This window comes from Stenotrophomonas rhizophila (assembly GCF_020857975.1).
In the GTDB taxonomy this organism is placed as follows: Bacteria; Pseudomonadota; Gammaproteobacteria; order Xanthomonadales; family Xanthomonadaceae; genus Stenotrophomonas; species Stenotrophomonas rhizophila_C.
The window spans coordinates 21,819-44,946 of sequence record NZ_JACWUO010000020.1 but is presented as its reverse complement, the minus strand read 5'-3'; the positions used below and the strand labels follow the sequence as shown (position 1 = coordinate 44,946).

Annotated in this window: 21 protein-coding genes; 13 read left to right on the top strand and 8 right to left on the bottom strand. The window is 68.4% G+C overall.

What is annotated here, in order from left to right; translation table 11 throughout:
• Positions 1-7: 7 nt before the first annotated feature.
• Positions 8-223, bottom strand: coding sequence for a 30S ribosomal protein S21 (rpsU, locus tag IC535_RS15970; protein ID WP_002808376.1), 216 nt, complete (start codon positions 221-223; stop codon positions 8-10).
• 166 nt (positions 224-389) lie between these two features.
• Between rpsU and tsaD the strand changes: the two genes are divergently transcribed.
• The 5 genes from tsaD to IC535_RS15945 all read left to right on the top strand — a co-directional run bounded on the left by tsaD (position 390) and on the right by IC535_RS15945 (position 6,438).
• Positions 390-1,415, top strand: a complete 1,026-nt coding sequence (tsaD, locus tag IC535_RS15965; RefSeq protein WP_228887352.1) for a tRNA (adenosine(37)-N6)-threonylcarbamoyltransferase complex transferase subunit TsaD — start codon at positions 390-392, stop codon at positions 1,413-1,415.
• Positions 1,416-1,714: 299 nt separating this feature from the next.
• Positions 1,715-2,089, top strand: a complete 375-nt coding sequence (gene folB, locus IC535_RS15960) for a dihydroneopterin aldolase (RefSeq protein ID WP_228887353.1) — start codon at positions 1,715-1,717, stop codon at positions 2,087-2,089.
• Positions 2,090-2,106: 17 nt separating this feature from the next.
• Positions 2,107-3,384: a mechanosensitive ion channel family protein gene (locus IC535_RS15955; protein WP_228887354.1), complete on the top strand. Its 1,278-nt coding sequence runs from the start codon at positions 2,107-2,109 to the stop codon at positions 3,382-3,384.
• A gap of 138 nt (positions 3,385-3,522) precedes the next feature.
• Positions 3,523-5,697 (top strand): beta-glucosidase BglX, encoded by a 2,175-nt coding sequence (gene bglX / locus IC535_RS15950; protein WP_228887355.1) that lies wholly within the window; start codon positions 3,523-3,525, stop codon positions 5,695-5,697.
• A gap of 105 nt (positions 5,698-5,802) precedes the next feature.
• Positions 5,803-6,438 carry a hypothetical protein gene (locus IC535_RS15945; RefSeq protein WP_228887356.1) on the top strand — a complete coding sequence of 212 codons (636 nt, stop codon included), beginning with the start codon at positions 5,803-5,805 and terminating at the stop codon, positions 6,436-6,438.
• A gap of 123 nt (positions 6,439-6,561) precedes the next feature.
• Here the strand turns inward: IC535_RS15945 and IC535_RS15940 are convergent, their stop codons facing one another.
• On the bottom strand, positions 6,562-7,710 hold the full coding sequence (locus IC535_RS15940) for a PQQ-dependent sugar dehydrogenase (protein WP_228887357.1): 1,149 nt from the start codon (positions 7,708-7,710) through the stop codon (positions 6,562-6,564).
• A gap of 175 nt (positions 7,711-7,885) precedes the next feature.
• Here IC535_RS15940 and yiaA point away from each other — a divergent pair, with 175 nt between their 5' ends.
• Positions 7,886-8,323 (top strand): inner membrane protein YiaA, encoded by a 438-nt coding sequence (gene yiaA / locus IC535_RS15935; protein WP_228887358.1) that lies wholly within the window; start codon positions 7,886-7,888, stop codon positions 8,321-8,323.
• A gap of 24 nt (positions 8,324-8,347) precedes the next feature.
• Here the strand turns inward: yiaA and IC535_RS15930 are convergent, their stop codons facing one another.
• The 6 genes from IC535_RS15930 to IC535_RS15905 all read right to left on the bottom strand — a co-directional run bounded on the left by IC535_RS15930 (position 8,348) and on the right by IC535_RS15905 (position 14,408).
• Positions 8,348-8,695 carry a hypothetical protein gene (locus tag IC535_RS15930; protein WP_228887359.1) on the bottom strand — a complete coding sequence of 116 codons (348 nt, stop codon included), beginning with the start codon at positions 8,693-8,695 and terminating at the stop codon, positions 8,348-8,350.
• A 104-nt stretch (positions 8,696-8,799) separates the two neighbouring features.
• Positions 8,800-10,098: an APC family permease gene (locus IC535_RS15925; protein ID WP_228887360.1), complete on the bottom strand. Its 1,299-nt coding sequence runs from the start codon at positions 10,096-10,098 to the stop codon at positions 8,800-8,802.
• Positions 10,095-10,871, bottom strand: a complete 777-nt coding sequence (locus IC535_RS15920) for a L,D-transpeptidase family protein (protein WP_228887361.1) — start codon at positions 10,869-10,871, stop codon at positions 10,095-10,097. The genes IC535_RS15925 and IC535_RS15920 overlap by 4 nt, the downstream gene beginning before the upstream one ends.
• A gap of 15 nt (positions 10,872-10,886) precedes the next feature.
• The gene (locus IC535_RS15915; RefSeq protein ID WP_228887362.1) at positions 10,887-11,735 is read right to left on the bottom strand and encodes a MurR/RpiR family transcriptional regulator; all 849 of its coding nucleotides are present in this window, start codon (positions 11,733-11,735) and stop codon (positions 10,887-10,889) included.
• 121 nt (positions 11,736-11,856) lie between these two features.
• Complete coding sequence (locus tag IC535_RS15910) at positions 11,857-12,963, bottom strand: dipeptide epimerase (RefSeq protein WP_228887363.1); 1,107 nt, start codon at positions 12,961-12,963, stop codon at positions 11,857-11,859.
• Entirely contained in the window at positions 12,960-14,408 is a 1,449-nt protein-coding gene (locus tag IC535_RS15905; RefSeq protein WP_228887364.1) for an SH3 domain-containing protein, read from the bottom strand. Before IC535_RS15905 ends, IC535_RS15910 begins: the two co-directional genes overlap by 4 nt.
• Before the next feature lie 202 nt (positions 14,409-14,610).
• Between IC535_RS15905 and IC535_RS15900 the strand changes: the two genes are divergently transcribed.
• The 7 genes from IC535_RS15900 to IC535_RS15870 all read left to right on the top strand — a co-directional run bounded on the left by IC535_RS15900 (position 14,611) and on the right by IC535_RS15870 (position 23,115).
• Positions 14,611-16,029 (top strand): transglutaminase-like domain-containing protein, encoded by a 1,419-nt coding sequence (locus tag IC535_RS15900; RefSeq protein WP_429000404.1) that lies wholly within the window; start codon positions 14,611-14,613, stop codon positions 16,027-16,029.
• Between the two features lie 43 nt (positions 16,030-16,072).
• A complete protein-coding gene (locus IC535_RS15895; RefSeq protein WP_228887366.1) occupies positions 16,073-19,099 on the top strand; it encodes a TonB-dependent receptor in 3,027 nt (1,008 codons plus the stop codon).
• A gap of 88 nt (positions 19,100-19,187) precedes the next feature.
• Positions 19,188-20,777: a serine hydrolase gene (locus tag IC535_RS15890; RefSeq protein ID WP_228887367.1), complete on the top strand. Its 1,590-nt coding sequence runs from the start codon at positions 19,188-19,190 to the stop codon at positions 20,775-20,777.
• Positions 20,731-21,459, top strand: a complete 729-nt coding sequence (locus IC535_RS15885) for a M15 family metallopeptidase (RefSeq protein ID WP_228887368.1) — start codon at positions 20,731-20,733, stop codon at positions 21,457-21,459. Before IC535_RS15890 ends, IC535_RS15885 begins: the two co-directional genes overlap by 47 nt.
• A gap of 62 nt (positions 21,460-21,521) precedes the next feature.
• Positions 21,522-21,902, top strand: coding sequence for a hypothetical protein (locus tag IC535_RS15880; protein WP_228887369.1), 381 nt, complete (start codon positions 21,522-21,524; stop codon positions 21,900-21,902).
• A gap of 217 nt (positions 21,903-22,119) precedes the next feature.
• Positions 22,120-22,542, top strand: coding sequence for an EF-hand domain-containing protein (locus tag IC535_RS15875; protein WP_228887370.1), 423 nt, complete (start codon positions 22,120-22,122; stop codon positions 22,540-22,542).
• A gap of 159 nt (positions 22,543-22,701) precedes the next feature.
• Positions 22,702-23,115 carry a hypothetical protein gene (locus tag IC535_RS15870; RefSeq protein WP_228887371.1) on the top strand — a complete coding sequence of 138 codons (414 nt, stop codon included), beginning with the start codon at positions 22,702-22,704 and terminating at the stop codon, positions 23,113-23,115.
• The last annotated feature ends 13 nt before the right edge of the window (positions 23,116-23,128 follow it).

Sequence of the window (23,128 nt, the reverse complement as noted above, 5' to 3'; positions counted from 1 at the left end):
GTCCGACTCAGTACAGGCGCTGACGCTTGGTAACGTCGCGCGACGAGCGGCGCAGCTGACGCTTCACAGCAGCGGCAGCTTTGCGCTTGCGCTCCTGGGTCGGCTTTTCGTAGAACTCGCGCTTGCGGGTTTCGGCCAGCACGCCGGCCTTTTCGCAGGTGCGCTTGAAGCGACGGAGCGCAAACTCGAAGGGCTCGTTCTCGCGGACTTTAACGCTGGGCATGGAATCTCCGGGACACAGTAGAACCGGGTCACGCCCGGTGAGAGCCGCACATTATAGCGGCGACAAAAGAAGTTGCAACCCACCCCGGCGAACTTCTTGGCCACGGGTGGTGTCGGATGGGCTGGCGGTACCTCTGCCGGGCCTCAAGCGGTCCATAATACGCGTTATGCGAGTCCTTGGTATCGAATCTTCCTGCGATGAGACCGGCGTGGCGGTGTACGACACCGCCCTGTCCGGCGTTGCCGCGCTGCGCGCCCATGCGGTCTATAGCCAGATCGCCCTTCACGCCGAGTACGGTGGGGTGGTGCCTGAACTGGCCAGCCGCGATCACGTGCGCAAGCTGCTGCCGCTGATCCGGCAGACCCTGGCCGAGGCCGGCATGACCGTGGCCGACATCGACGGGGTGGCCTATACCGCCGGCCCGGGCCTGGTCGGGGCGCTGCTGGTGGGCGCCGGCGTGGCCCGTTCGCTGGCCTGGGCGCTGGAGGTGCCGGCGGTGGGGGTCCACCATATGGAAGGCCACCTGCTGGCCCCGCTGATGGAGGACGACCCGCCGCAGGCGCCGTTCGTGGCCCTGCTGGTATCCGGCGGGCATACCCAGCTGGTGGCGGTGGACCGGATCGGCCAGTACCGCCTGCTCGGGCAGACCCTGGACGATGCGGCTGGCGAGGCCTTCGACAAGACCGCCAAGCTGATGGGCCTGCCTTATCCGGGCGGCCCGCAGCTGGCCGCGCTGGCCGAGCGCGGCACCCCGGGCAAGTACCGGTTCACCCGCCCGATGACCGACCGTCCGGGGCTGGACTTCAGCTTCTCCGGGCTGAAGACCCAGGTGCTGCTGGCCTGGCGCGACAGCGACCAGAGCGAGCAGACCCGCGCCGACATCGCCCGTGGCTTTGAAGATGCGGTGGTCGACACCCTGGCCATCAAGTGCGAGCGCGCGCTGGATGCGGCCGGCACCGAGGTGATCGTGGTGGCCGGCGGGGTGGGCGCCAACAAGCGCCTGCGCGCCAAGCTGCAGCAGATGGCCGCCCGCCGCGGCGGCCGCGCCTGCTTCCCGCGCCCGGCGCTGTGCACCGACAACGGCGCGATGATCGCCTTCGCCGGCGCACTGCGGCTGCAGGCCGGCCAGCACAACCCGCCGCAGGTGCAGGTCACCCCGCGCTGGGACATGGCTACGCTGCCGGCGGTGTAATGCTGGCCGGGCCCGGATCGGGCAATCGCGCAGCAGCGGAGTGACCGCTTCATGGCCGGACATCCAGCCGGCGGTGAGCGTGCAGCGCAACCGTACGACGCGGTGGATGGCGGCGAAGCGACGCCCAGGGCGCGGGCGCAGCGACGGCAAAGAACGAAGCATGCCGAGGGCTGCGCGGCGACACAGGGGCGCGTGGCGACGCGCTGGAACAAACGGCGCCCGCTGGTCCGGGGGCGCGGTTCCCGGCACGTTCCGGAGCGTCCCGTTACCATGGTCGCCATCTTCCACGTGGCATTCCTATGGACAAGGTATTCATCGAAGGGCTGGAGATCGATGCCCTGATCGGGATCTACGACTGGGAACGGCGGATCCGCCAGACCCTGCGCTTCGACCTGGAAATGGGCTTCGACAACCGCCGGCCTGCGGCCAGCGACGACATCGCCGATACCCTCAACTACAAGGCGGTGAGCAAGCGCATCGAGCAGTTCGTGCGCGACTCGGACTTCGGCCTGGTCGAAACCCTGGCCGAACGCATTGCCGAGATCGTGCTGGCCGAGTTCAACGTGCAATGGCTGCGCCTGAAACTCAGCAAGCCCGGCGCCGTGCGCGGCGCGCGCGCGGTCGGGGTGATCATCGAGCGCAGCAGTGCCGGGCACGGCCCGGCAACCCCCTGAACGGAGATCGATACACGATGTTGGATGCAGTTGTGGCAACCCGCTGGCTGGACGGCCTGCAGAACACCCTGGAACTTTGGCCCTGGGCCTACACCCTGCTGGTGCTGGCCGCCCTGGGCCTGGCCGCCTGGCTGGCCAACTTCATCACCAAGAAGGTCCTGCTGCGCGGCCTGCGCGGGCTGATCAACCGCCTGCCCGGCGGCAGCGCCAATGGCGGGCGCGGCAGCAACGTGATGCGGGTGGTCTCGCGCCTGTCCAACGTGGTGCCCAGCCAGGTCATCGCCGCAGGCATCGGCATCGTGCCCGACCTGCCGCCGGCGCTGGTCGCCTCCGTCATCGGTGCCTGCCAGGCCTGGGCCATCCTGACCGTGGCGCTGGCGATCGCGCATGCGCTGGATGCCGCCAACGACATCTACGAGCGCCGCCCGGACGCGCGCAACAAGCCGATCAAGGGCTACCTGCAGGTTGGCAAGATCGTCATCTTCGTCATTGCCGGGCTGTTGATCGTGGCCACCCTGGCCGGCGTGGACCTGCGCTACCTGGTCACCGGCCTGGGCGCGGCCACTGCGGTGCTGATGCTGGTTTTCCAGGACACCATCCTGTCGCTGGTGGCCAGCGTGCAGATCAGCGGCGATGGCCGGGTGCGGCTGGGCGACTGGATCGAAATGCCCAGCCAGAACGCCGACGGCGATGTCATCGACATCGCCCTGCACACCATCACCGTACAGAACTTCGACAAGACCATCACCACCATCCCGACCAAGAAGCTGGTCACCGAGTCGTTCAAGAACTGGCGCGGCATGCAGGAGGCCGGTGGGCGCAGGATCAAGCGCGCGCTGTACCTGGACCAGCACAGCGTCGGCTTCGTCGATGCGGCGATGCTGGCCGAGCTGCAGCAGTTCGCGCTGCTGGGCGATTACCTGCGCGACAAGCAGGCCGAACTGCAGCAGTGGAACCAGGGCCTGCTGGCCAGGGGCGCCGCGCCGGTCAACGCGCGCCGGGTCACCAACCTGGGCACCTTCCGCGCCTACGTGGAGCGCTACCTGCAGCAGCATCCGGGCATCCATACCGGCATGACCCTGCTGGTACGGCAGCTGGAGCCCACCACCCAGGGCCTGCCGCTGGAGGTCTACTGTTTCACCCGCACCACCGCCTGGGGCGAGTACGAGGGCATCCAGTCCGATGTGTTCGACCACCTGCTGGCGATCCTGCCGGCGTTCGGGCTGCGCGTGTTCCAGGCCTCCAGCGATGCGATGTTGATGGCCGGACGGCAACGCCTGGCCGCCGCGGAGTAAGCTCGCCTGCGCCCGCCGCCATGCTCGTGGCGGCGGGGTTCTTTCCCCCGGGGAAGAAAAATGAACGCAAAAACCATTCACAACGGGCCCGGGAACGCTAGAATCTCGGCCTTGTAAACGTTTTCATAAGGACAGCCGGTGGCCGCCGATCGCATCGAAACCCTCATTGCCCAGATGACCGTCGAAGAAAAAGTCGGCCAGCTGGGTGTGTTCGCCGACATGGTCCGGCCGTTCGCCCCGGACGTGAACCCCGAGGCCAATGTCAGCAATGCCGACCAGGTGCTGCAGCAGATCCGCGAGGGCAAGGTGGGGTCGCTGTTCAACGGCGTCGGCGTGGAAGCCGGCCGCCGTATCCAGCAGGTTGCCCTGGAAGAGAGCCGGCTGGGCATCCCGGTGATCCTGGCCGCCGATGTCATCCATGGCATGCGCACCGTGTTCCCGATCCCGCTGGGCGAGGCCGCCAGCTTCGAGCCGGACCTGGCCGAGCGCACCGCGCGCGCCACCGCGGTGGAAGCCACCGCCGCCGGCCTGCACTGGACCTATGCGCCGGCGGTGGACATCGCCCGCGACCAGCGTTGGGGCCGGGGCGCCGAGGGCGCCGGTGAAGACGTGGTGCTGGGCTGCGCGTTCGCCGCCGCCCGCGTGCGCGGCTTCCAGGGCCCGGACCTGCGTGCGGCCGATGCACTGCTGGCCACCCCCAAGCACTTTGCCGCCTACGGTGCGGTGATGGCCGGGATGGAATACAACATGGTCGACATCTCCCCGCAGACCCTGCGCGATGTGCACCTGCCGCCGTTCAAGGCGGCGTTCGAAGCCGGCGCGCTGACCGTGATGTCGTCCTTCAACGACATCAACGGCGTGCCCGCCAGCGCCAATGCCGAACTGCTCACCGACATCCTGCGCGGTGAATGGAACTTCCCCGGCGTGGTGATCTCCGACTACACCGCCGACATGGAACTGGTCGCGCACGGCTACGCCGCCGACGACCGCGATGCCACCGCCAAGGCGTTCACCGCCGGGCTGGACCTGAGCATGCAGAGCGGCTTCTATGCCGAACACCTGCCGGGCCTGGTGGAAAGCGGCGAAGTGCCGATGGCCACCCTGGACGAATCGGTGCGCCGCATCCTGCGCCTGAAGGAGGCCATCGGCCTGTTCGAGGACCCCTACCGTTCGCTGGACCTGGCCCGCGAAGCCGACACTTCGTACCTGGCCGCGCACGATGCGCTGTCGCGCGATGCGGCGCGGCGCTCGATCGTGCTGCTCAAGAACGACGATGCGGTACTGCCGCTGCGCAAGACCGGGCAGAAGATCGCGCTGATCGGCCCGTTCGTGCAGGACCGCGACAACATCGAAGGCTGCTGGACGCTGTTTGGCGACAAGTCGCGCTACGTCACCCTCGAGGATGGCGTGACGGCGGCGATCGGCGACAGGTCGCTGCTGGAAATCGTGCCCGGCTGCGCGCTGGAAGCGCCGCTGCAGGACGGCATCGAGCAGGCCGTGGCGGCTGCCTTGCGCGCCGACGTGGTGGTGCTGGCGCTGGGCGAGCCGCAGCGTTACAGCGGCGAAGCGCAGTCGCGGGTGGAAATCACCCTGCCGGCCGCACAGCAGGCGCTGGCCGAAGCGGTGGCGATGACCGGCAAGCCGCTGGTGGTGCTGCTGCGCAATGGCCGCGCGCTGGCGCTGCAGGGCGCGGTGCGCAACGCGCAGGCGATCGCGGTGACCTGGTACCTGGGCACCCAGACCGGGCCGGCGGTGGCTGATGTGCTGTTCGGCGATTACAACCCCTCCGGCCGCCTGCCGGTGAGCTTCCCGCAGGTATCCGGCCAGCAGCCGTTCTTCTACAACCACCCGCGCACCGGCCGCCCGGAGCTGCCGACCATGTCCGAGTTCAAGGCGCGCTGGCGCGAGATTCCGAACGCGGCGCTGTATCCGTTCGGCCATGGCCTGGGCTACACCACCTTCAGCTATGGCGTGCCGCAGCTGAGCAGCGCCACGCTGGGCTGGGACGACACCTTGTCCATCACCACCACGCTGACCAATACCGGCGCGGTGGCCGGCGAGGAAGTGGTGCAGTTGTATATCCACGACCGCGTCGCCAGCCGCGTGCGGCCGGTGCGCGAGCTCAAGGATTTCCGCAAGGTCGCGCTGCAGCCCGGTGAAAGCACCCAGGTGCAGTTCCACCTGGACCGCCATGCACTGGGCTTCACCGGCCGCGATGGCGTGTTCGGCGCCGAGCCGGGCCAGTTCGAGCTGTGGGTCTGCGCTTCTTCGGCCAGCGGCGAGCCGGTGAGCTTCGAGCTGCTGGCCGGCTGACAGGGCGGCCGCGTGGTTGGGCCGGCTTGGCGCCGGCCCGGCCGTCATCGCCGGGTGACGCCGGGGCGGTTACGCTGTCGCCCCTGCGAAACTCTGGAGCTGCACATGCGCCTGACCCGGATCCTGCTTCCCACCCTGATGCTGGCGGCGTGCTCGCAGCCGGCGCCCCCGCCAGCCGATTCGAACGCCGCGCCGGCTACCGCGCCGCCGGCCACCACCGCCACCCCCGGCGACGCCGTGCCGACGGCCGGGCTGTCCCCCGATGCCGTGAATGCCGGCGCCGAACCGGCCCCCGACGCCGCCCCGCCGGCACCGGTCAACGGCAGCCCCGACGCATCCGATGCCATCGATACCCAGGCCGAAGAAGGCCAGGGCGATGCGCGCCAGCGCATTGAAAGCCTGCTCGGCGACGCCGACGCGTACCAGGCCGTGTTCAACGACCTGCAGCGCAGCGTGGCCGCCAAGGACGTCGACGCCGTCGCCGCGCTGATGCGCTACCCGCTGCTGGTGCACGTGGGCGGCAAGAAGCGTCAGGTCACCGACGCGGCCACCTTCAAGCGCGAATACCAGCAGATCATCACCCCGGACATCGCCAAGGCGATCGCCGCGCAGACCTTCGACGGGCTGTTCGTGAACTGGGAAGGGGCGATGATCGGCAAGGGCCAGGTCTGGATCGGCGGCAAATGCCTGGACAAGGCCTGCACGCGTTCGGACGTCAAGGTCATCACCGTGCAGGATTGATGGTCGCCGCCAAGGCGGCCATCAATCCGGTAGGTACCGACCGTTGGTCGGTACGCGGCCGGCACCGACCGTCAGCCGGCATGCGGTAGGTACCGACCGTTGGTCGGTACGCCCCGGCACCCATCACCCCTTCGGAGTGAGCTTCAACAACCGCCCGTTGCTGCCGTCTTCCAGCAGCCAGATCGCACCATCCGGGCCCTGTTCCACTTCACGGATGCGCTCGCCCATGTCGAAGCGTTCGGCTTCGCGCGCGCTGTCGCCATCGAAGGCCACCCGTACCAGCGCCTTGGACGACAGCCCGCCGATGAAGCCGCTGCCCTGCCACTGCGGGAACTGCGTGCCGTTGTAGATGATGAAACCGGCCGGGGAAATCACCGGGGTCCAGCTCACCTTGGGCGCGGCGAATTCCGGGCGGGTGGCATGGTCGGGAATGTCGCGGCCATCGTAATGGTTGCCGTTGGACACCACCGGGTAGCCGTAATTGGCGCCGCGCTCGATCAGGTTCAGCTCATCGCCGCCGGCCGGGCCCATCTCGTGCACCCACAGCTTGCCGCGCGCATCGAAGGCGATGCCCAGCGCATTGCGATGGCCCAGCGACCACACCTGCGCGGCCACGCCGCCCTGCGAGGCGAACGGATTGTCGGCCGGCACGCTGCCGTCGTCGTTGAGGCGGATGATCTTGCCCAGGTTGCCGCCCATGTCCTGGGCCGGGTCGAACTTCTGCCGTTCGCTGGAGGTGATCCACAGCTTGCCGTCCGGGCCGAACGCCAGCCGGTGGCCGTAGTGGCCGCCGCCTTCCACCTTGGGGCTCTGCCGCCAGATGACCTTGAAGTCCTGCAGGGTGCCGCTGCCATCGGCGGCCAGCACCAGGCGGGCGCGGCCCACGGCGGCGCCGCGGGTATCGCCTTCGCCGGCTTCGGCGTAGCTCACGTACAGCAGCTGGTTCTTCGCAAAGCCGGGGTGCGGCAGCACGTCGCCAAAGCCGCCCTGGCCGCCATAGGCCACCTTGGGCAGGCCGCCGATGGCGGCGCGTTTGCCGGTTTTCAGGTCCACATGCAGGAGGGCGCCGGCCTTTTCACTGACCAGCAGGCTGCCATCGGGCAGGAAGCTCATCGCCCACGGTTCCTTGAAGGTTCCGGCCTCGGTGGCGGCAAATGGCCACTGGGCTTTCTTCACCACCGGGGCGGCGGCCTTGTCGGCCGCCACGCAGGCGGTGGCGAACAGGGGCAGGGTAAGGGTGACGGCGAGTGAGAGCAGCAGCTTGCGGGTCATGGGATATCTCCGGGTGGGGATGCGATGGCCAGCCATGAGTTTTACACCATGCCCGCCGCGGCAGTGTGGACCTTACGTCACCCACGGTAGGCGCGCCTGCCCGGATCGGCTAACGTTGGCGCCGCCGCCTGCGCGCGGCCTGCATGGACTGCCGCCCTCAACTGGAGATTGAACAATGAAGCAACAGGTGCACAAACCGTCCCCCGCCTTCATCGCCGCCTCGTGGACGGCATTGCTGCTGGGCGCGGTGGCCTACCTGGTCGGCCTGTTCAACGCCGAGATGGCGCTCAACGAGAAGGGCTATTACCTGACCCTGCTGCTGTTTGGGCTGTTTGCCGCGGTGTCGCTGCAGAAGAGCGTGCGCGACCGGGTCGAGGCCATCCCGGTCAGCGGCCTGTACTACGCGCTGTGCTGGTTTGCGCTGCTGGCCGCACTGTTGCTGCTGCTGGTGGGCCTGTGGAACGCCACCCTGCTGCTCAGCGAGAAGGGCTTCTACGGCATGGCCTTCGCCCTGAGCCTGTTCGGCGCGGTGGCCGTACAGAAGAACACCCGCGACCTGTTGGCCGCGGGCGCCGATGAGCGTGAAATCCCGCCGCTGCCCAGCGGCGAGTAAGCGCGCCGCCGGCCGCGCGGTGCCTCAGGTACCGCGCGGCACGCCTTTGTCCAGGTGCGCCTGGCGCAGCGCGGTGGATTCCTCCCAGCCGCGGCGCACCGCATTGCGTGCCTGTTCCCACTCCAGCCGGCTGTTGCCGCGCTCGCTGGCCCAGCGGGTCTGCAACTCGGCTTCCACCTCTTCATAGGCGCGGATCATCTCGGCGGCGCGAGAGTTGTGGCCCAGCTGGTAGGCCGGCTCGTAGTCATCGAAGAACTGGCTGTTGTCGTAGTAGGGTTCGCTGGGGAAGCGCTCGCGCCAATAGTCCGATACCGCCTGGCGCGGTACGCCGTCTTCCGGCACCCGGCCGGGAATCTGGTAGTCAGGGCTCATGTGCTGGCTCCGGTGGGGTGAGGCTTCACCGTAATCAGGCACCGGTTAACGTGGCGGGCCGACCGGGTGAATGACACATCAAGTGCCATCCACCCGCGCGCCGGTCAGCGCACTTGGTCCTTGCGCGGCAGCAGGTAGATCACCGCGCCCACCGCGAAGGCAATGCCGGCGGCGGCGATGTTCTGCCAGCTGGCACTGGCGAACAACGCCAGGCACAGCAGCAGCGCCAGTACCGGAATCACCGGCCCGCCCGGCAGTTTCAGCGCACCGGGCCGGTTGGCGAAGCGACGCGCCAGCACGATCACCGCCGCGGCGGTGCCGATATAGGCGAACAGGCGCGTGGTCATCGACAGCAGCGCCAGCTGCACGAACGAGCCCGACAGCGCCAGCGCCAGCGCGATCAGGCCCTGGGTGACGATCGCCGCCGCCGGCGTGCGGAAGCGCGGATGCACGTGCGCCAGAATCTTCGGCCCGTAGCCATCGCGGGCCAACGCAAACAGGAAGCGCGGGCCCATCATCATGGTGTTGCTGTTGGTGCCCAGGATGGAGATGGTGGCGCCCACGGTGAGGATCAGCGCCAGGGCGACCCCGCCGAAACTGGCGGCCGCGTCGGCCAGCGGCGTGGGCGAGCTGGCCAACCCGGCCAGCGTGCCCTGCGCGATGAACTGCACCGCGCCGTAGATCACGGTGACGGTGATGATCATGGTGATCAGCGCGAAGGGAATATCGCGGCGCGGGTTCTTGTACTCGCCGGCGGCGGCGGGAATGTTCTCGAAGCCGGCGTAGGCGTACAGCAGCAGTAGGGCCGCCTCGCCCATGCGCTGCAGGTCGTGCGGGTCCGGGCGCACCCCGGAGAAGGCCAGGTCCAGGTCCACGTAGAACGCGCCGATCGCCACGAACAGCAGCAGCGGCAGCAGCTTGCCGATCACCAGGATCACCCCGGTGCGTGCAGCCGAGCGCACCCCGGCCACGTTCACCGCGGTAAGGAAGCCCAGCGATACCACGATGATCGCGACCCGGCCGATGTCGTGCCCGGCCCATGGCCAGAACCGCGCCACCGCATCGGCCAGCGCATTGCTGAGTGCGGCCGCCGAGCTGATCCGGGTCAGCCAGATCATCCAGCCGATCTCGAAGCCGGCGAACCGCCCGAACGCCTCGCGCGCATACAGGTAACTGCCGCCGGGCTCGTCGAAGTAGCTGGCCGCCTGTGCGTAGCACAGCACCAGCAGCGCCACCACGAAGCCGGCGGCGACCACGCCCCACAGGCTGAAAGGCCCGAGCAGGGCGACCGTGGCCGCCGGCAGCAGGTAGATGCCGCTGCCGATCACATCGTTGATCGACAACCCGACGATCTGCCAGCGGCTGACTGCGCGTTCCAGTTGCGGTTCGGGCGGGGCGCTCAACGCTTCGCTCCGGTCAGGGCCGGCAACTGCCATGCGAACTGCAGGTGCTCGTACTCGTCCTTCGGCAGCAGGACGAATGCCGGGCGCGTATCCGGCTTCAGCCAGGCCAGCAGGGCCTTCATGTGCCGGGGCTGCATGGCCGTGCAGCCGGCAGTGGCCTCGCCCGGCGTGCGCCAGAGGTGGGCGAAGATGCAGCTGCCGGCGCCAGGGGTGTGGCTGCTGTTGTGCTCGATCACAAAGCCCTCGCGATAGCGCACATCGCCCTTGTTGTGCAGGTCCAGCCGCATCGGTTCGGTGGAGCCTTTCACTGCGGCGGCGCCGACATCCTGGGCATCGACGATGCGGTTGTAGTAGCGCGAACCGGGTACATCCATGCAGTAGTGGGAGGCCGTCATCGGCTGGTAGGGCATGGCACTGGCGATCTTTGGTGCGTACCCGAACGCCGGACCGATCTCGAAGATACCGGCGGGGCTGCGCCCGTCGCCTTCCTTCTTCTGTGGCCCCTGGTTGCGCAGCGACGCACGGCCGATGCCCCAGGCACTGCCGTTGCGCCCAACGGCTACGGTGAAGGCGGGGCCGTGCGGGCGCCAGGCTCCGTCGCTGCCCTTGCGCTCATAGGCCTGCAGCCGGCCCTGGGTGGCATCCCAGCTGTCGGTGACCACCACGATGGCCTGCTGGCTGATTGCCATCGGTGGCAGGGGAGTGAGCGCAGCGGCGGGCAGCGCGGCAGCGAATGCGGTGACAGCGAGGGCGGTACGCAGCGACGGCAGCATCGTTTACTCCGGCAATCAGGTATCGATCAGGTGTTCGATCCGTTCCAGGTTCACCCCGAGCTGGCGGTGGCGGTCCGGGTTGGCGTGGCACAGCAGCACGAACACGAAGTCCAGCAGGGACTGCAATGAAGAACGGTACAGCAGTTGCGCCACGTGCGGCGCCGGGTCGTGCGCGCACAGCACCAGGCTGGCATCGGCATGGGCGCGCAGCGGGTTGGCGCTGTGCCGGGTGATCGACACCACCTTGCCGCCCATGTCCTGGAACTGGCGGGAGAGCTGGAACAGCTGCGGCAGCTTGCCGAACTCGGAGAACACCAGCATCGCATCCCCGGGGCGCGCCGCCGAGAGGTTGGCCATCATCAGGATCGGGTCGGCGTGGTGCACGGTGAGCATGCCCAGCAGGGACAGGCGCATGGCGAATTCGCGGGCATACAGGCCGTCATCGCCGAGCCCGTAGACGAACAGTTTGGGCGCGCTGTCGATGAGTTGGACGATGGCTTCGACGTCGGCCTGCGGGTTGGCCAGGCGGGTTTCTTCCTCGGCGGCGGCCTTGCTCAGGCGCAGCCGCTCGGCGGTCTGGGCGTAGTCGTCGGTCGCGGCCGGAGTGGGCGGGCGCGTGGCGGGGTCGTTGCCGGCGCGGGCGACCGCTTCGCCGATGGAATACTTGAGGTCCGGGTAGCCCTTGAAGCCGAGCTTCTGGCTGAACTTGACCACGCTGGACTGGCTGATGCCCAGCGCGCTGGCCAGTTGCTGGGACGAGTAGTCGCGCAGCAGGTGGGCGTTGTCGAGGATGAAGTCGGCGATGCGGCGTTCGATCGCCGACATGTGGTCACGCTCGGAGCGGATTTTCACCAGGGGCGGCATGGGGGGGGCATCAGGTCCGGTAGAGCCACCCCATCGGTGGCTGCGGCAGGTGGGATTGCGCGAACGGCAGCCACGCATGGCGTGGCGCTACCGTAGGCGACCGGCGAGGCAGATACAACGCTCACCACCGCTGCGGCTTGATCATCTCCAACCCGCGTACCTCGGTGATGCCCAGCCCCGGCGCATCGCTGATGGTGATTTCCGACTCGTTGAAGTTCACGCCCCCGGTGACCGGGTTGAACTGCCCCAGCGACGGGCCGTCCAGGTCCACCTTGGTGATCACATCGCTCTTGGCCACCGCCAGATGCACGGCGGCGGCCACGCTGATGCTCGATTCGATCATGCAGCCGATCATGCACGGCACCCCGTAGATGGCGGCGATGTCGGCGATGCGGATGGCGTTGGACAGCCCGCCGGTCTTCATCAGCTTGATGTTGATGATGTCCGCGGCGCGCTGCTGGATCAGGTCGAACACCTGGCCGGGGTTGAACACGCTTTCATCGGCCATCACCGGGGTGTTGACCCGGTCGGTGACGTACTTCAGGCCGCTGATGTCGGCGGCCTTGACCGGCTGCTCCAGCAGTTCCAGCACTACCCCGGCTTCCTCCAGCGCGCGCATGGCATGCACGGCCTGCTTGGCGGTCCAGCCCTGGTTGGCGTCCAGGCGCAGCAGGGCGCGGCCCTGTACGGCGGCGTGGATGGCCTTGACCCGCTCGATGTCCAGCCCGATGTCCTTGCCCACCTTGATCTTCAGCGACTCGAAGCCGCGGTCGATCGCCGACAGCGAGTCGGCCACCATCTTGTCGATGTAGTCCACGCTGATGGTGATGTCGGTGGTGATCACCGGGTCGCCACCGCCGAGCATGCGGTACAGCGGGGCGTTGTGCAGCTGCGCCCACAGGTCGTAGACGGCGATCTCCACCGCCGCCTTGGCGCTGGTATTGCGCTCCAGCGAGCCCTGGATCAGCGCGCAGAGGTGGTTGAGGTTGGCCACGTCCTGGCCGATCAGGCGGGGTTTGATGAAGCCGTCGATGGCTTCGATGATCGAGCCGTGGGTGTCGCCGGTGATCACCGCGGTGGCCGCGGCCTCGCCGTAACCGGTGTGGCCGCTGTCGGTGCGTACCAGCACCACCACGTCCTCGACGGTGTCCACGGTGCGCAGCGCGGTCTTGAACGGGGTTTTCAGCGGCACGCGCAGCATGCCGAGTTCGATGTCGGTGATCTTCATTCAGGGGTCTGTGGCCGGATGCGCTGGATGTTGGTGATGCGGTCGATGTAGCTGACGGTGTCGCTGGCCATCATCGGCTCCAGCGGGGTCACCGACACGCCGTTGAGGTGGGCCTGGACGCGCTTGCCGCCGGCGCCGGACCAGCTGCCGCCGGCGGTGTCGTGGATCAGCCAGGTGCGGCCGTCCAGATGGCCGATGGCCACCATCACATGGCCGGGGATATAGACCAGGTCGCCGACCTGCAGTTGCCCGACCGCGCTGTCGCGCCGGGCCTTGCCGTCTTCCGGCGCGAAGGCGATCCGGTCCAGTGCCGGGCTGACCGCCTGCGCGCTGGTATTGCGCGGCATCAGCACGCCGAAGCTGCGGTAGATCTCCGAGACGAAGCCGCTGCAGTCGCGGGTGTCGTAGTCGTGGCCCCAGCCATAGCGTTCGCCGAGGAACTTGAAGGCCTGGGCGAGCAGGTTGCGCGGGGTCAACGGCAGGTAGTCGGCCGCGCTGTCCTGCGAACGCGGCAGCAGCGCCGGGACCAGCGCCAGGCTGCCGTCGTCGTTGCGTACCGGCAGCTGCAGCACGTAGCCGGCGTGCGCCTGCTGGCCGTTGACGGTCTGCTCCACCGGCCAGTCGGCCAGCACCGGCAGGCGCACGCCCATGTCCAGTTGCAGCCGCGACACGCGCGGTTGCTCGGGGGTGTAGGCGGTGTGCGCGGTGGCGCCGGTGATCACCCGGTACGGCCCGCGCTGGCCATAGCCCAGCACGGTGGCGGCATCGCCGATGCCGACGAAGCGTTTCTCGATCCAGGCCGAATAGCGCTCGCTGGTAATGAACCACCATTGCCCATCCGCGCTTTCATGCAGCACCGCCACCGCATCGCCGGGGAACAGTGCCGATTCCTGGAAGCGGTCGATATCGGTGTCGCCGCGGCTGGTGAACACCCGCAGCGCGGTGGGGAAGGTGCGCAGCGCGGCGCGGTGGGTGACCAGGCCGTACTGCAATGGCCGCTGCGCGGGGACGGCGCCGAGGGCAAGGTTGGCGATGGCCGCGCTGCGTTGCGCCGGGGCGATCGGCGCACCGTCCTGGCCGAACGTGGCCTTGTCCGGCCATGTCGACAGCGCCTGGATCTGCGCCAGCACCTGCGCACGCGGCAGCTGTGCGGGCAGGGCGCGCAGGTCGTGGATGGAGCGGTCCTCGGCGCGCATCCGCGCGTTCTGCGCGGCGATGCCGGCGCGGTCGAGGATCACCCGGTCCGGCTCGGGCAGCCGCGCGGCCCAGAACGCCGGGTCCAGGTAGGCCTCGCGCAGGCCGATCACCCCGCCGACATCGGCGTTGCCAGGCGCCGGCGGCGTCCGTGCCCAGCTGCCTGCCATGGTGGCGGCCAGCAGCGCGCCCAGCAGCGCACGTGCCAGCCACGGGGACCGCGCACGGCGGTGGGGGGAAGCCAGGATCATCAAGCGGTCACCCTCCTCGGGAAGCGTCAGGAATATTTATTCCTTTTTTCAGCGAAAGCAAGAATAAATTATTGACCGGCTCTCAGGCCCGTGTTACACAGCGATTACCACCCGCACCTTGGGAAGTGTCGCCGTGGATCCTGCTGCACGCAAACCACGTTCCTTGCCTACCGCCCATCGGCGCGCCGCAGCCTGCCTGCTGCTGGCGTTGGCGCCGCTGTGCGCCGCTGCGGCCACGCCGTTGCCGGCGCTGGTCGCGCAGATCGACCGCGGTGACTTCGCCGTCGCCGACGCGCAGATCGCCGTGGCATTGCAGGACCCCACGCTGGATGACGCCGCGCGGCGCGATTACGCCTTCCAGCGCGAGCGCATGCGGCGCATGCGGCTGGACTTCAGCCTGGATGCCGAGGCGGCCAAGGCGCAGCTGCGCCGGCAGATTCCGGACCTGCGCGAGGACGAATTCGCGCGCTGGGATGCCGCCGGCCTGATCGAACGCCTGGATATCGATGGCCAGCGCCGCTACTTCAAGCGCGCCCCGTCCAATCTGTTCCGGGTCAGCGCCCAGGCCCGCGCGCGGCGCGCGCCCGATGCCCCGCTGCCGAAGGACGGCCCCTACGAACATCTTGGCCCGCACCACGAAGAAATCGTCGCGGCCGCGCGCGCCAGTGGTGGCAGCAGCGTGGCGCCGCGCCGGGTCGAAGTGACCCAGTCGCTGGTGGTCAAGGCCGACGCGGTACCGGCCGGTGAAACCATCCGCGCCTGGATTCCGTACCCGCGCGCCATCCCCGGCCAGCAGCAGGATATCCGGTGGATCGCCAGCACCCCGGCCGGCGCACGCATCGCCCCGGACGCCACCCTGCAGCGCACCGCCTACCTGGAGCGCAAGGCGGTGGCCGGCACGCCGACCCAGTTCCAGGTCCGCTACCAGCTCACCGTGTACGCGCGGCACATCCCGATCGACCCGGCCAAGGTGCTGCCCACCCCGAACGACCCGGCGCTGCAGTCCTATCTGGCCGAGCGCGCCCCGCACATTCAGTTCACCCCGGCGCTGCGCGCGTTCTCGCAGCGCGTGGTGGGCAATGAAACCCACCCCTACCGAATCGTGGCCAAGCTGTTCGACGCGGTGGACCAGATTCCCTGGGGCGGCGCGCGCGAGTACTCCACTATCTCCAACATCAGCGATTACGCGCTGCACGCCGGCCATGCCGACTGCGGCCAGCAGACGCTGCTGCTGATGGCCCTGCTGCGCCTGAACGGCATTCCGGCGCGCTGGCAGTCGGGCATGGTCTATTCCGATGATGCGGTGGGCTACAACAACCTGCACGACTGGGGCGCGGTGTACCTGGCGCCGTACGGCTGGGTGCCGATGGATGTGACCACCGGCCGCCTGGACAGCGCGCAGCCGGCGCTGCGCGATTTCTACCTGGGCGGGCTGGATGCCTACCGCATCGCCTTCAACGACGACTACGCCCAGCCGCTGGTGCCGGCCAAGCGGCACGACCGTTCGGACACGGTGGATTCGCAGCGGGGCGAGGCCGAATGGTCCGGCGGCAACCTGTACTTCGACCAATGGAACTACGACTTCCAGTCGCGCATCGTGCCACTGGCGGCCACGCGGTAAACGGCGGTATCCACGATTCCATATCTGCAGGAGAGAGCAGGGAATGAATGCACATCGTATGAAGCGGGCGGCGCTGTATGCCGCACTGGGTGTCTGTCTGGGCAGCCTGCTGCCCACCCTGGCCTCGGCACAGAATGTCAGCGGCGCGGTGGCCGGCCGGGCCACGGCCGGTGACCAGGTCACCGTGATCAGCACCGGCACCGGCCTGACCCGCACAGTGACGGTCAACGCCGACGGCAGCTATCGCCTTGGCCAGCTGCCGATCGGCGACTATCGCCTGCAGCTCAGCCGCGACGGGCAGGCGCTCGGCGAACCGGTCGCGGTCAGCGTGGCGGTCGGCGGCACCACCACGGTCAACCTGGCCGGCGGCGGCGGGGTGGTCAACCTGGATGCACTTCAGGTGGTGGGCACCCGTGTCATCAACCGGGTCGATGTGTACTCGACCGAGACCTCGTTCAACGTCAACCGGCAGGAGATCTCGCGCCTGCCGGTGGCCCAGGACCTGTCGGCGGTGGCACTGCTGGCTCCGGGCGTGGTCGGCGGCAATTCGTCGTTCGGTGGGCTGTCCTTCGCCGGTTCGTCGGTGGCCGAGAACGCGGTCTTCATCAACGGCCTGAACGTCACCGACATGTATACCCGGCGCGGCTTTTCCAGCGCACCGTTCGCCTTCTTCAACGAGTTCCAGGTCAAGACCGGCGGCTATTCGGTGGAGTTCGGCCGCTCCACCGGTGGGGTGATCAACGCGGTGACCCGCTCGGGCAGCAACGAACTGCAGGGCGGCATCGAAGTCACCGCCGAACCCAGCGCCTGGCGTTCCAGCGGGCGCGACCATTTCCACCGCGACGGCACCGCCCATTCCTATGCCAGCCGCGACGACAACTCCTTCTTCAAGACCAACGTGTGGGGTTCCGGCGCGCTGGTGCAGGACAAGCTGTTTCTGTTTGCGATGTACGAAGACCGCAGCGACAAGGGCCACAACACCTCCTCCGATGCGCTGACCTGGTTCGACAACAAGGCCGACAACGGTTTCTGGGGCGCCAAGCTGGACTGGAACATCACCGACAACCACAGCCTGGCCCTGCTGGCGTTCTCCGACGAGGGCGAGGTCACCAACGCGTCCTACAACTACGACTGGGACGATGCCCAGATCGGTGCCTACGGTGGCGATTCGGTCACCGAGAGCGGTGGCAGGAACTGGTCGGCCGCCTACACCGGCCACTTCGGCGAAACCTTCACCGCGCGCGCCATGGTCGGCGAGAACAACCAGCGCGCCTTCACCCGCTCCTCGCTGGACGAAGCCTGCAGCCCGGTGTTCACCGACAGCACCTACGCCTCGCGGCTGTACAAGCTCAACGGCCTGCGCCCGGGCTGCCATCCCACCGGCGCGGCCGTGGCCGAGCGCGATGACACCCGCGAAGTGGCCCGGCTGGATTTCGAATGGCAACTCGGCCAGCACCTGCTGCGCTTCGGCGTGGACCGCGAGCTGATGACCACCCAGCAGTCCACCCGCTACCCCGGGCCCACCCAGCTCAGCTACACCGCCTATGTCGCCCGCCCCGGCGATGAAGTCTGGGACGGCGCCGGTGCCTACGTACCGGCCGGCGTCACCGAGATGCTGCGTGGGCGCAACCGGGTTTCCGGCGGCACCTTCGAGACCGAAGCCAATGCCTTCTACCTGGAAGACATCTGGAACATCACCCCCAACCTGATGCTCAACCTGGGCGTGCGCTGGGACCGCTTCGAGAACCGCACCGCCGACGGCGATGCCTTCATCAAGATGGACGACCTGATCGCCCCGCGCTTCGGTTTCTCCTGGGACATGAAGGGCGACGGCAGTGCCAAGCTGTTCGGCAATGCCGGCCGCTACTACCTGCCGGTCACCAACAACATCAACGTCAACTTCGCCGGCGGCCTCACCGACGAATACTCCTACTACGTGCTCGATGGCTGGCAGCAGCAGGCCAATCCGATCACCGGCGCGGCGTACATGGCGCCGGTCATCGGCCAGCAGATCGGTCCGGTCGACACCCGCATGAATACCGGGGCGGCCGATCTGCGCCAGAGCGTGGACCGGGACCTCAAGGCGGTCTACCAGGACGAGTACATCCTCGGCTTCCAGTCCATGCTCAACCAGGCCTGGTCGTGGGGCGTCAACGCGACCTACCGCAGCATGACCCGCGCGCTGGATGACATGCGCATCAACTACACCCCGTGCGGGCCGACCCCGAGCACGCTGTGGCCGATCGCCAACCCGGGCGAAAGCCTGACTATCTGGGGCGACTCCAGCATAGGCTGCGCCGAGGAAGGCTGGATCACCATCGATACCGCCAACAGCGGCTACCGCAAGGGCGGCAGCGGCGAGGTGGTCGGCTACTCCAAGCCCAAGCGCACCTACAAGGCACTGGAGCTGCAGATCGACCGCGCCTGGGACGAGAAGTGGATGTTCAATGCGTCCTACCTGTGGTCGCGCAGCGATGGCAACTTCGAGGGCCCGGTCAACTCCGATACCAACTACGGCGATACCGGCATGGTCCAGCACTGGGACCATCCTTCCAACAACCAGCGCTACGGCGTGCTGTTCAACGACTTCCGCCACCAGTTCAAGTTCCGCGCCGCCTATGCGCTGAACGAACAGTGGTCGTTCGGCACCACCCTGCAGGTGCAGTCCGGTGGCCCGATCACCGCCTTCGGCGTGATGTGGCCCAACGACACCGTCGCCGGTGGCAGTACCTCCAGCGAAGGCAGCGGCGGCGGCACCGGCTGGTTGTGCGTGGCCAACTGTTCGGGCCCCTACAGCCAACGCCAGTTCGAGTACTCGCCGCGCGGCGCGTTCGGGCGCCTGCCCTGGACCTGGACCATGGGCGCCAATGTGACCTGGCGGTTGCCGGTGGAGGGCGTGGACCTGAGCGTGCGCCTGTCGGTGTACAACCTGTTCAACAACCAGACCGTGGTCAACGTGCACCAGCGCTATGAGAGCCAGCCCGGCCAGGTACGCGAGAACACCTTCAATACCGGCACCCGCTGGCAGGCGCCGCGTTACACCCAGCTGATGGCGACCTGGAACTTCTGATCCAGCGCAGCGCCCGGCCGCCGGCCGGCGCGCTGCATCACGGCAGGCGCCCTGTCATGGCAGGGCGCCTGCGCTGAAGAGACCCGACATGCCCGCTGCATCGCCAGCCCACGCTTACCGCCGTCGCATCGCCTGCGCGCTGGCCTGCACGCTGGCGGTGCTGCCGGCCTTCGCCGCCGTGCCGGCCACCGCCGAGCGCACGGTGCTGTTCAACCGCATGCTCGATGAGACCGTCGCGCACGCGCAGCTGCCCGGTATCGCCATGGCCGTGGTCGAAGACGGCAAGCCGGTGTTCGCGGCCACCCGGGGTGAGCGCATCGCCGGCAGCGGTGAGGCCATCGACGCCGATACCCTGTTCAAGATCGCCTCCAACAGCAAGGCAATGACCGCCGCCGTGCTGGCGCGCCTGGTCGACCGCGGCGTGCTGGACTGGAACGACCCGGTGGTCAAACACCTGCCGCAGTTCCGCATGCACGACCCGTGGGTGACCACGCAGATGCAGGTGCGCGACCTGCTCATCCACAACAGCGGCCTGGGCCTGGGCGCCGGCGACCTGATGCTGTGGCCCGAACCCAATGCCTTCACCCGCCAGGACATCATCGCCGGGCTGGCCCATCTCAAGCCCGTCACCAGCTTCCGCAGCGGCTATGCCTACGACAACCTGATGTATGTGGTGGCCGGTGAAGTCGCCGCCGCCGCCGCGGGCAAGCCCTACGACCAGCTGCTGCGCGAGGAACTCTTCATCCCGTTGGGCATGACCCGCTGCCAGGCCGGCCGCTGGTCGGTGCGCGCGGTGGGCAATGTGGCCCAGCCGCATACCCGGCGCCAGGGCCGCAACGTGGTCACCGCCGCCGACGCGGCGATCAGCCCGGACCTGGCCTCGATGGCCGCCGGCGGCATCCGCTGCAGCCTCAACGACATGACCCGCTGGATGCAGGTGTTGCTGGACCCGGCGCTGGTGCCCGGCTGGCTCGGCGACACCCAGCGCCGCGCTCTGTGGACCGCGCACATGCCGATGCCGATCGGCGAGCGGCAACGGCGGTGGGACAACGCGCACTTCTCCGCCTACGGCTACGGCTGGCGCCTGTCGGACATGGACGGGCAGTGGAAAGTGGCCCATACCGGCACGCTGTCGGGCATGTACTCCTCGCTGGCGCTGCTGCCCGACCGCCGCACCGGGGTGGTGATCCTGATCAACGGCGATGCCGAGCAGGCGCGCACCGCGCTGATGCAGGCCGCGCTGAAGCACTACACCGCGCCGGGCGCGGCCGCCGGCGTGCTCGACTATGCCGCCCAGCTGGCGGCCGAACGCGACCAGCGCCACGCGGCCGGCGAGGTACGGCCGGACACCCGCGCGCGGCAACCGGCCACCGCCGCGGCCACTGCCGCCTGGCAGGGGCGCTATGTCGATCCCTGGCTGGGGCCGGCCAGCGTCTGCATGGACGGGGCGCGGCTGCGCCTGAGCGTGGACAAATCCCCGGCCCTGCGCGGCACGGTGATGCAGCTCGGTTCGCGCTGGCTGGTGCAGTGGGATACCCTCGGGGCGGATGCAGAACCCTGGCTGCAGGTGCAGCCGGGCAACCCGACCACCCTCGCGCTTGCCGCGATCGATCCGGATATCGACTTCAGCTATGACTACCAGGACCTGCACTTCACCCGTAGTGGCGATTGTCCTTAGCACCCTGCTGTGGTCGGCCGCCGGCATCGCCGCGGCACAGCCGGTGCAGATCGCGCTGGTGCGCACCACCGCCCAGGCCGGCATGGTCGACATCCGCAGCCTGGCCCCGGACATCGACCTGGACATGCGCTACGCCGGCAGCAACAACTTCACCGGCCGCCCGGTACCCGGCTACGAGGCGCCCAAGTGCTTCCTGCTGGCCTCGGCCGCCAAGGCGCTGGCCGCCGTGGATGCCGACCTGCGTGCCAACGGCTATGGCCTGCGCCTGTTCGACTGCTACCGCCCGGCGCAATCGGTGCAGGCCTTCGTCGACTGGGCGCACGATCCGCTGGAGCAGTCGCGCAAGGCACGGCAGTACCCCGGGCTGGAAAAAACCGCGCTGCTGGGCGGCTACATCGCCGAAAGCTCCGGCCACAGCCGCGGCGCCACCGTCGACCTGACCCTGCTGGACTGCCGCAGCGGCAGCTGCACCGCACTGGACATGGGCACCGATTTCGATTTCTTCGGCCCGCGCGCGCATACCGACGCGCCGGACATCACCCCGGACCAGTACAACAACCGCCAGCGGCTGCGCCAGGCGATGGCCCGGCAGGGCTTCAAGAACTACCCGCTGGAGTGGTGGCACTACACCCTCAGCCCGGAGCCGTCGCCGCACACCGCCTACGACGTCCCGGTGCGTTGAGCGCGCCGCGGCCCGGCGCGGTGCACCGCTACAATGCGGCCTGACCGCCTGATCGGACCACGATGAACCTGCCGCTGCATTTTGGATTGCTGGGAACGCTGGAAGCGGGGCTGATCGCGTTGCTGCTCGGGCTGCTGGTGTATGCGCTGTGGCACCGGGTATGCCGCTGGGCCGGTTGGTCGGCCGGCCATGCGATCGGCTGGGCCTGCGTTATCGCGGTGATCGGCGCGGCCGGCATCGACAGCTGGAAACTGTTCTACATGGGCATCATGCGGCTGGAGTCGCCGCTGTATGCGCGGCTGTTCCTGGCCGGCATCCACGATCCGAACGAACTGGGCTCGCGGGTGGTGCTGGAAGTGGCCGGTGCGCTGGCCGGCGTGTCGCTGGGCTGGCTGTTGTTCAGTTCGCGCTCAGGCGAAAAAAACGCCAGCGACGACGCCTAGGACGTTTGCATCCGGTTAAATCCGCGCCGGTTGAATGGCCGTATTACGTTGCACTCACTTCGTCCTAACCAGGGCGGTAATGCACGGCCGCGCCCAGGTGGTTAAGGCTGCGTGGGCAGGCCGATCGCGGCGCAATGTCGATTCACAAACGGGCTGGCAGGGTGGAGGCCGTGCGGAAACAACGAACCGTGCGACACCATCATCCAGGAGACCACCCATGACTATTCGCAACCGCAAGCCCCTGATCGCCCTGATCGTCGCCGCAGGCAGCGTGCTGGCCGTTCCGGCGATGGCGCAGACGGCCCAGCAGAGCGCCGCGCAGGCACAGCAGCAGGCCGCGCAGGCCGAACAGTCCGCCGCCCAGGCTGGCGATGCCGCCGATTCGGCCGCCGGTGCCGCCGCGCAGGCCTCGGCCCAGGCCAGCGGCGGTGGCGGTGGCGGCCAGACCTGGGCCAGCGTGGATACCGACGGCAACGGCAACATCAGCAAGCCCGAAGCGCAGGTCAACGCCGGCCTGACCCAGGTGTTCGACCAGGCCGACAAGGACAAGGACGGCCAGCTCACCCCGGACGAATACAAGGCCTACGTGGCCGCCCAGCAGGGCGCCGCGTCCGGCAGTGGCGCACAGCCGGGCAAGTAAGCCAACAACCCGGAGCAAGGCAGAAGGGCCGGCCATCGCTGGACACCGGCGGCCGGCAAGGAGGGGGAGGGCGGCTTCGGCCGCCCTTCTTTTTTTAACGGGGACGGGTGTAATTAAGCGCGCTTAATTACACCCGTCCCCGTTTTACTATGATGCGGCATGGAACATCCTGGCCGCCGCCCTCCCTTCGATGTGTATTTCCCCGCGCCCGGCCAGGCGGCACCGCAGCGGGTGTCCCATCTGCGACCGGGCCAGGTAGTGCTGGCTGCCGGCGCGCAGGCCGACACCGCCTACGATACGTTGGCCTTCGACGACCACGGCCCGCGCTGGGCCAACCTGGCGCTGCGCCGGATGCTGGCCGACCTCAATGCCCGCGGCCTGCCGTTCCAGTACCAACCTGCCGATCTTGAATCCCCGGCCGCGCTGATGGCGTGGTGGCAGGAAAACGGCCTGCTGGACTGCAGCTATCGCGAACTCAGCTGGCGCGGTCCGGGCGACTGGCTGCTGACCCGCATCGATCTGCCGCAACCGGGCGTGCTGGGCTGGGATGGCCCGCGCCCGTTTGGGCATTGAGCTGGGGCTGTGA

What these genes read in the sequence shown, in the direction of transcription:
- IC535_RS15940 (WP_228887357.1), bottom strand. Translation starts at nt 7,710, where the DNA reads ATGACCCGCAAGCTGCTGCTCTCACTCGCCGTCACCCTTACCCTGCCC.
- IC535_RS15895 (WP_228887366.1), top strand. Translation starts at nt 16,073, where the DNA reads ATGAATGCACATCGTATGAAGCGGGCGGCGCTGTATGCCGCACTGGGT.
- tsaD (WP_228887352.1), top strand. Translation starts at nt 390, where the DNA reads ATGCGAGTCCTTGGTATCGAATCTTCCTGCGATGAGACCGGCGTGGCG.
- IC535_RS15905 (WP_228887364.1), bottom strand. Translation starts at nt 14,408, where the DNA reads ATGATCCTGGCTTCCCCCCACCGCCGTGCGCGGTCCCCGTGGCTGGCA.
- IC535_RS15915 (WP_228887362.1), bottom strand. Translation starts at nt 11,735, where the DNA reads ATGCCGCCCCTGGTGAAAATCCGCTCCGAGCGTGACCACATGTCGGCG.
- IC535_RS15870 (WP_228887371.1), top strand. Translation starts at nt 22,702, where the DNA reads ATGGAACATCCTGGCCGCCGCCCTCCCTTCGATGTGTATTTCCCCGCG.
- rpsU (WP_002808376.1), bottom strand. Translation starts at nt 223, where the DNA reads ATGCCCAGCGTTAAAGTCCGCGAGAACGAGCCCTTCGAGTTTGCGCTC.
- IC535_RS15955 (WP_228887354.1), top strand. Translation starts at nt 2,107, where the DNA reads ATGTTGGATGCAGTTGTGGCAACCCGCTGGCTGGACGGCCTGCAGAAC.
- IC535_RS15885 (WP_228887368.1), top strand. Translation starts at nt 20,731, where the DNA reads ATGACTACCAGGACCTGCACTTCACCCGTAGTGGCGATTGTCCTTAGC.
- yiaA (WP_228887358.1), top strand. Translation starts at nt 7,886, where the DNA reads ATGAAGCAACAGGTGCACAAACCGTCCCCCGCCTTCATCGCCGCCTCG.
- IC535_RS15945 (WP_228887356.1), top strand. Translation starts at nt 5,803, where the DNA reads ATGCGCCTGACCCGGATCCTGCTTCCCACCCTGATGCTGGCGGCGTGC.
- IC535_RS15920 (WP_228887361.1), bottom strand. Translation starts at nt 10,871, where the DNA reads ATGCTGCCGTCGCTGCGTACCGCCCTCGCTGTCACCGCATTCGCTGCC.
- folB (WP_228887353.1), top strand. Translation starts at nt 1,715, where the DNA reads ATGGACAAGGTATTCATCGAAGGGCTGGAGATCGATGCCCTGATCGGG.
- IC535_RS15880 (WP_228887369.1), top strand. Translation starts at nt 21,522, where the DNA reads ATGAACCTGCCGCTGCATTTTGGATTGCTGGGAACGCTGGAAGCGGGG.
- IC535_RS15875 (WP_228887370.1), top strand. Translation starts at nt 22,120, where the DNA reads ATGACTATTCGCAACCGCAAGCCCCTGATCGCCCTGATCGTCGCCGCA.
- IC535_RS15890 (WP_228887367.1), top strand. Translation starts at nt 19,188, where the DNA reads ATGCCCGCTGCATCGCCAGCCCACGCTTACCGCCGTCGCATCGCCTGC.
- IC535_RS15910 (WP_228887363.1), bottom strand. Translation starts at nt 12,963, where the DNA reads ATGAAGATCACCGACATCGAACTCGGCATGCTGCGCGTGCCGCTGAAA.
- IC535_RS15930 (WP_228887359.1), bottom strand. Translation starts at nt 8,695, where the DNA reads ATGAGCCCTGACTACCAGATTCCCGGCCGGGTGCCGGAAGACGGCGTA.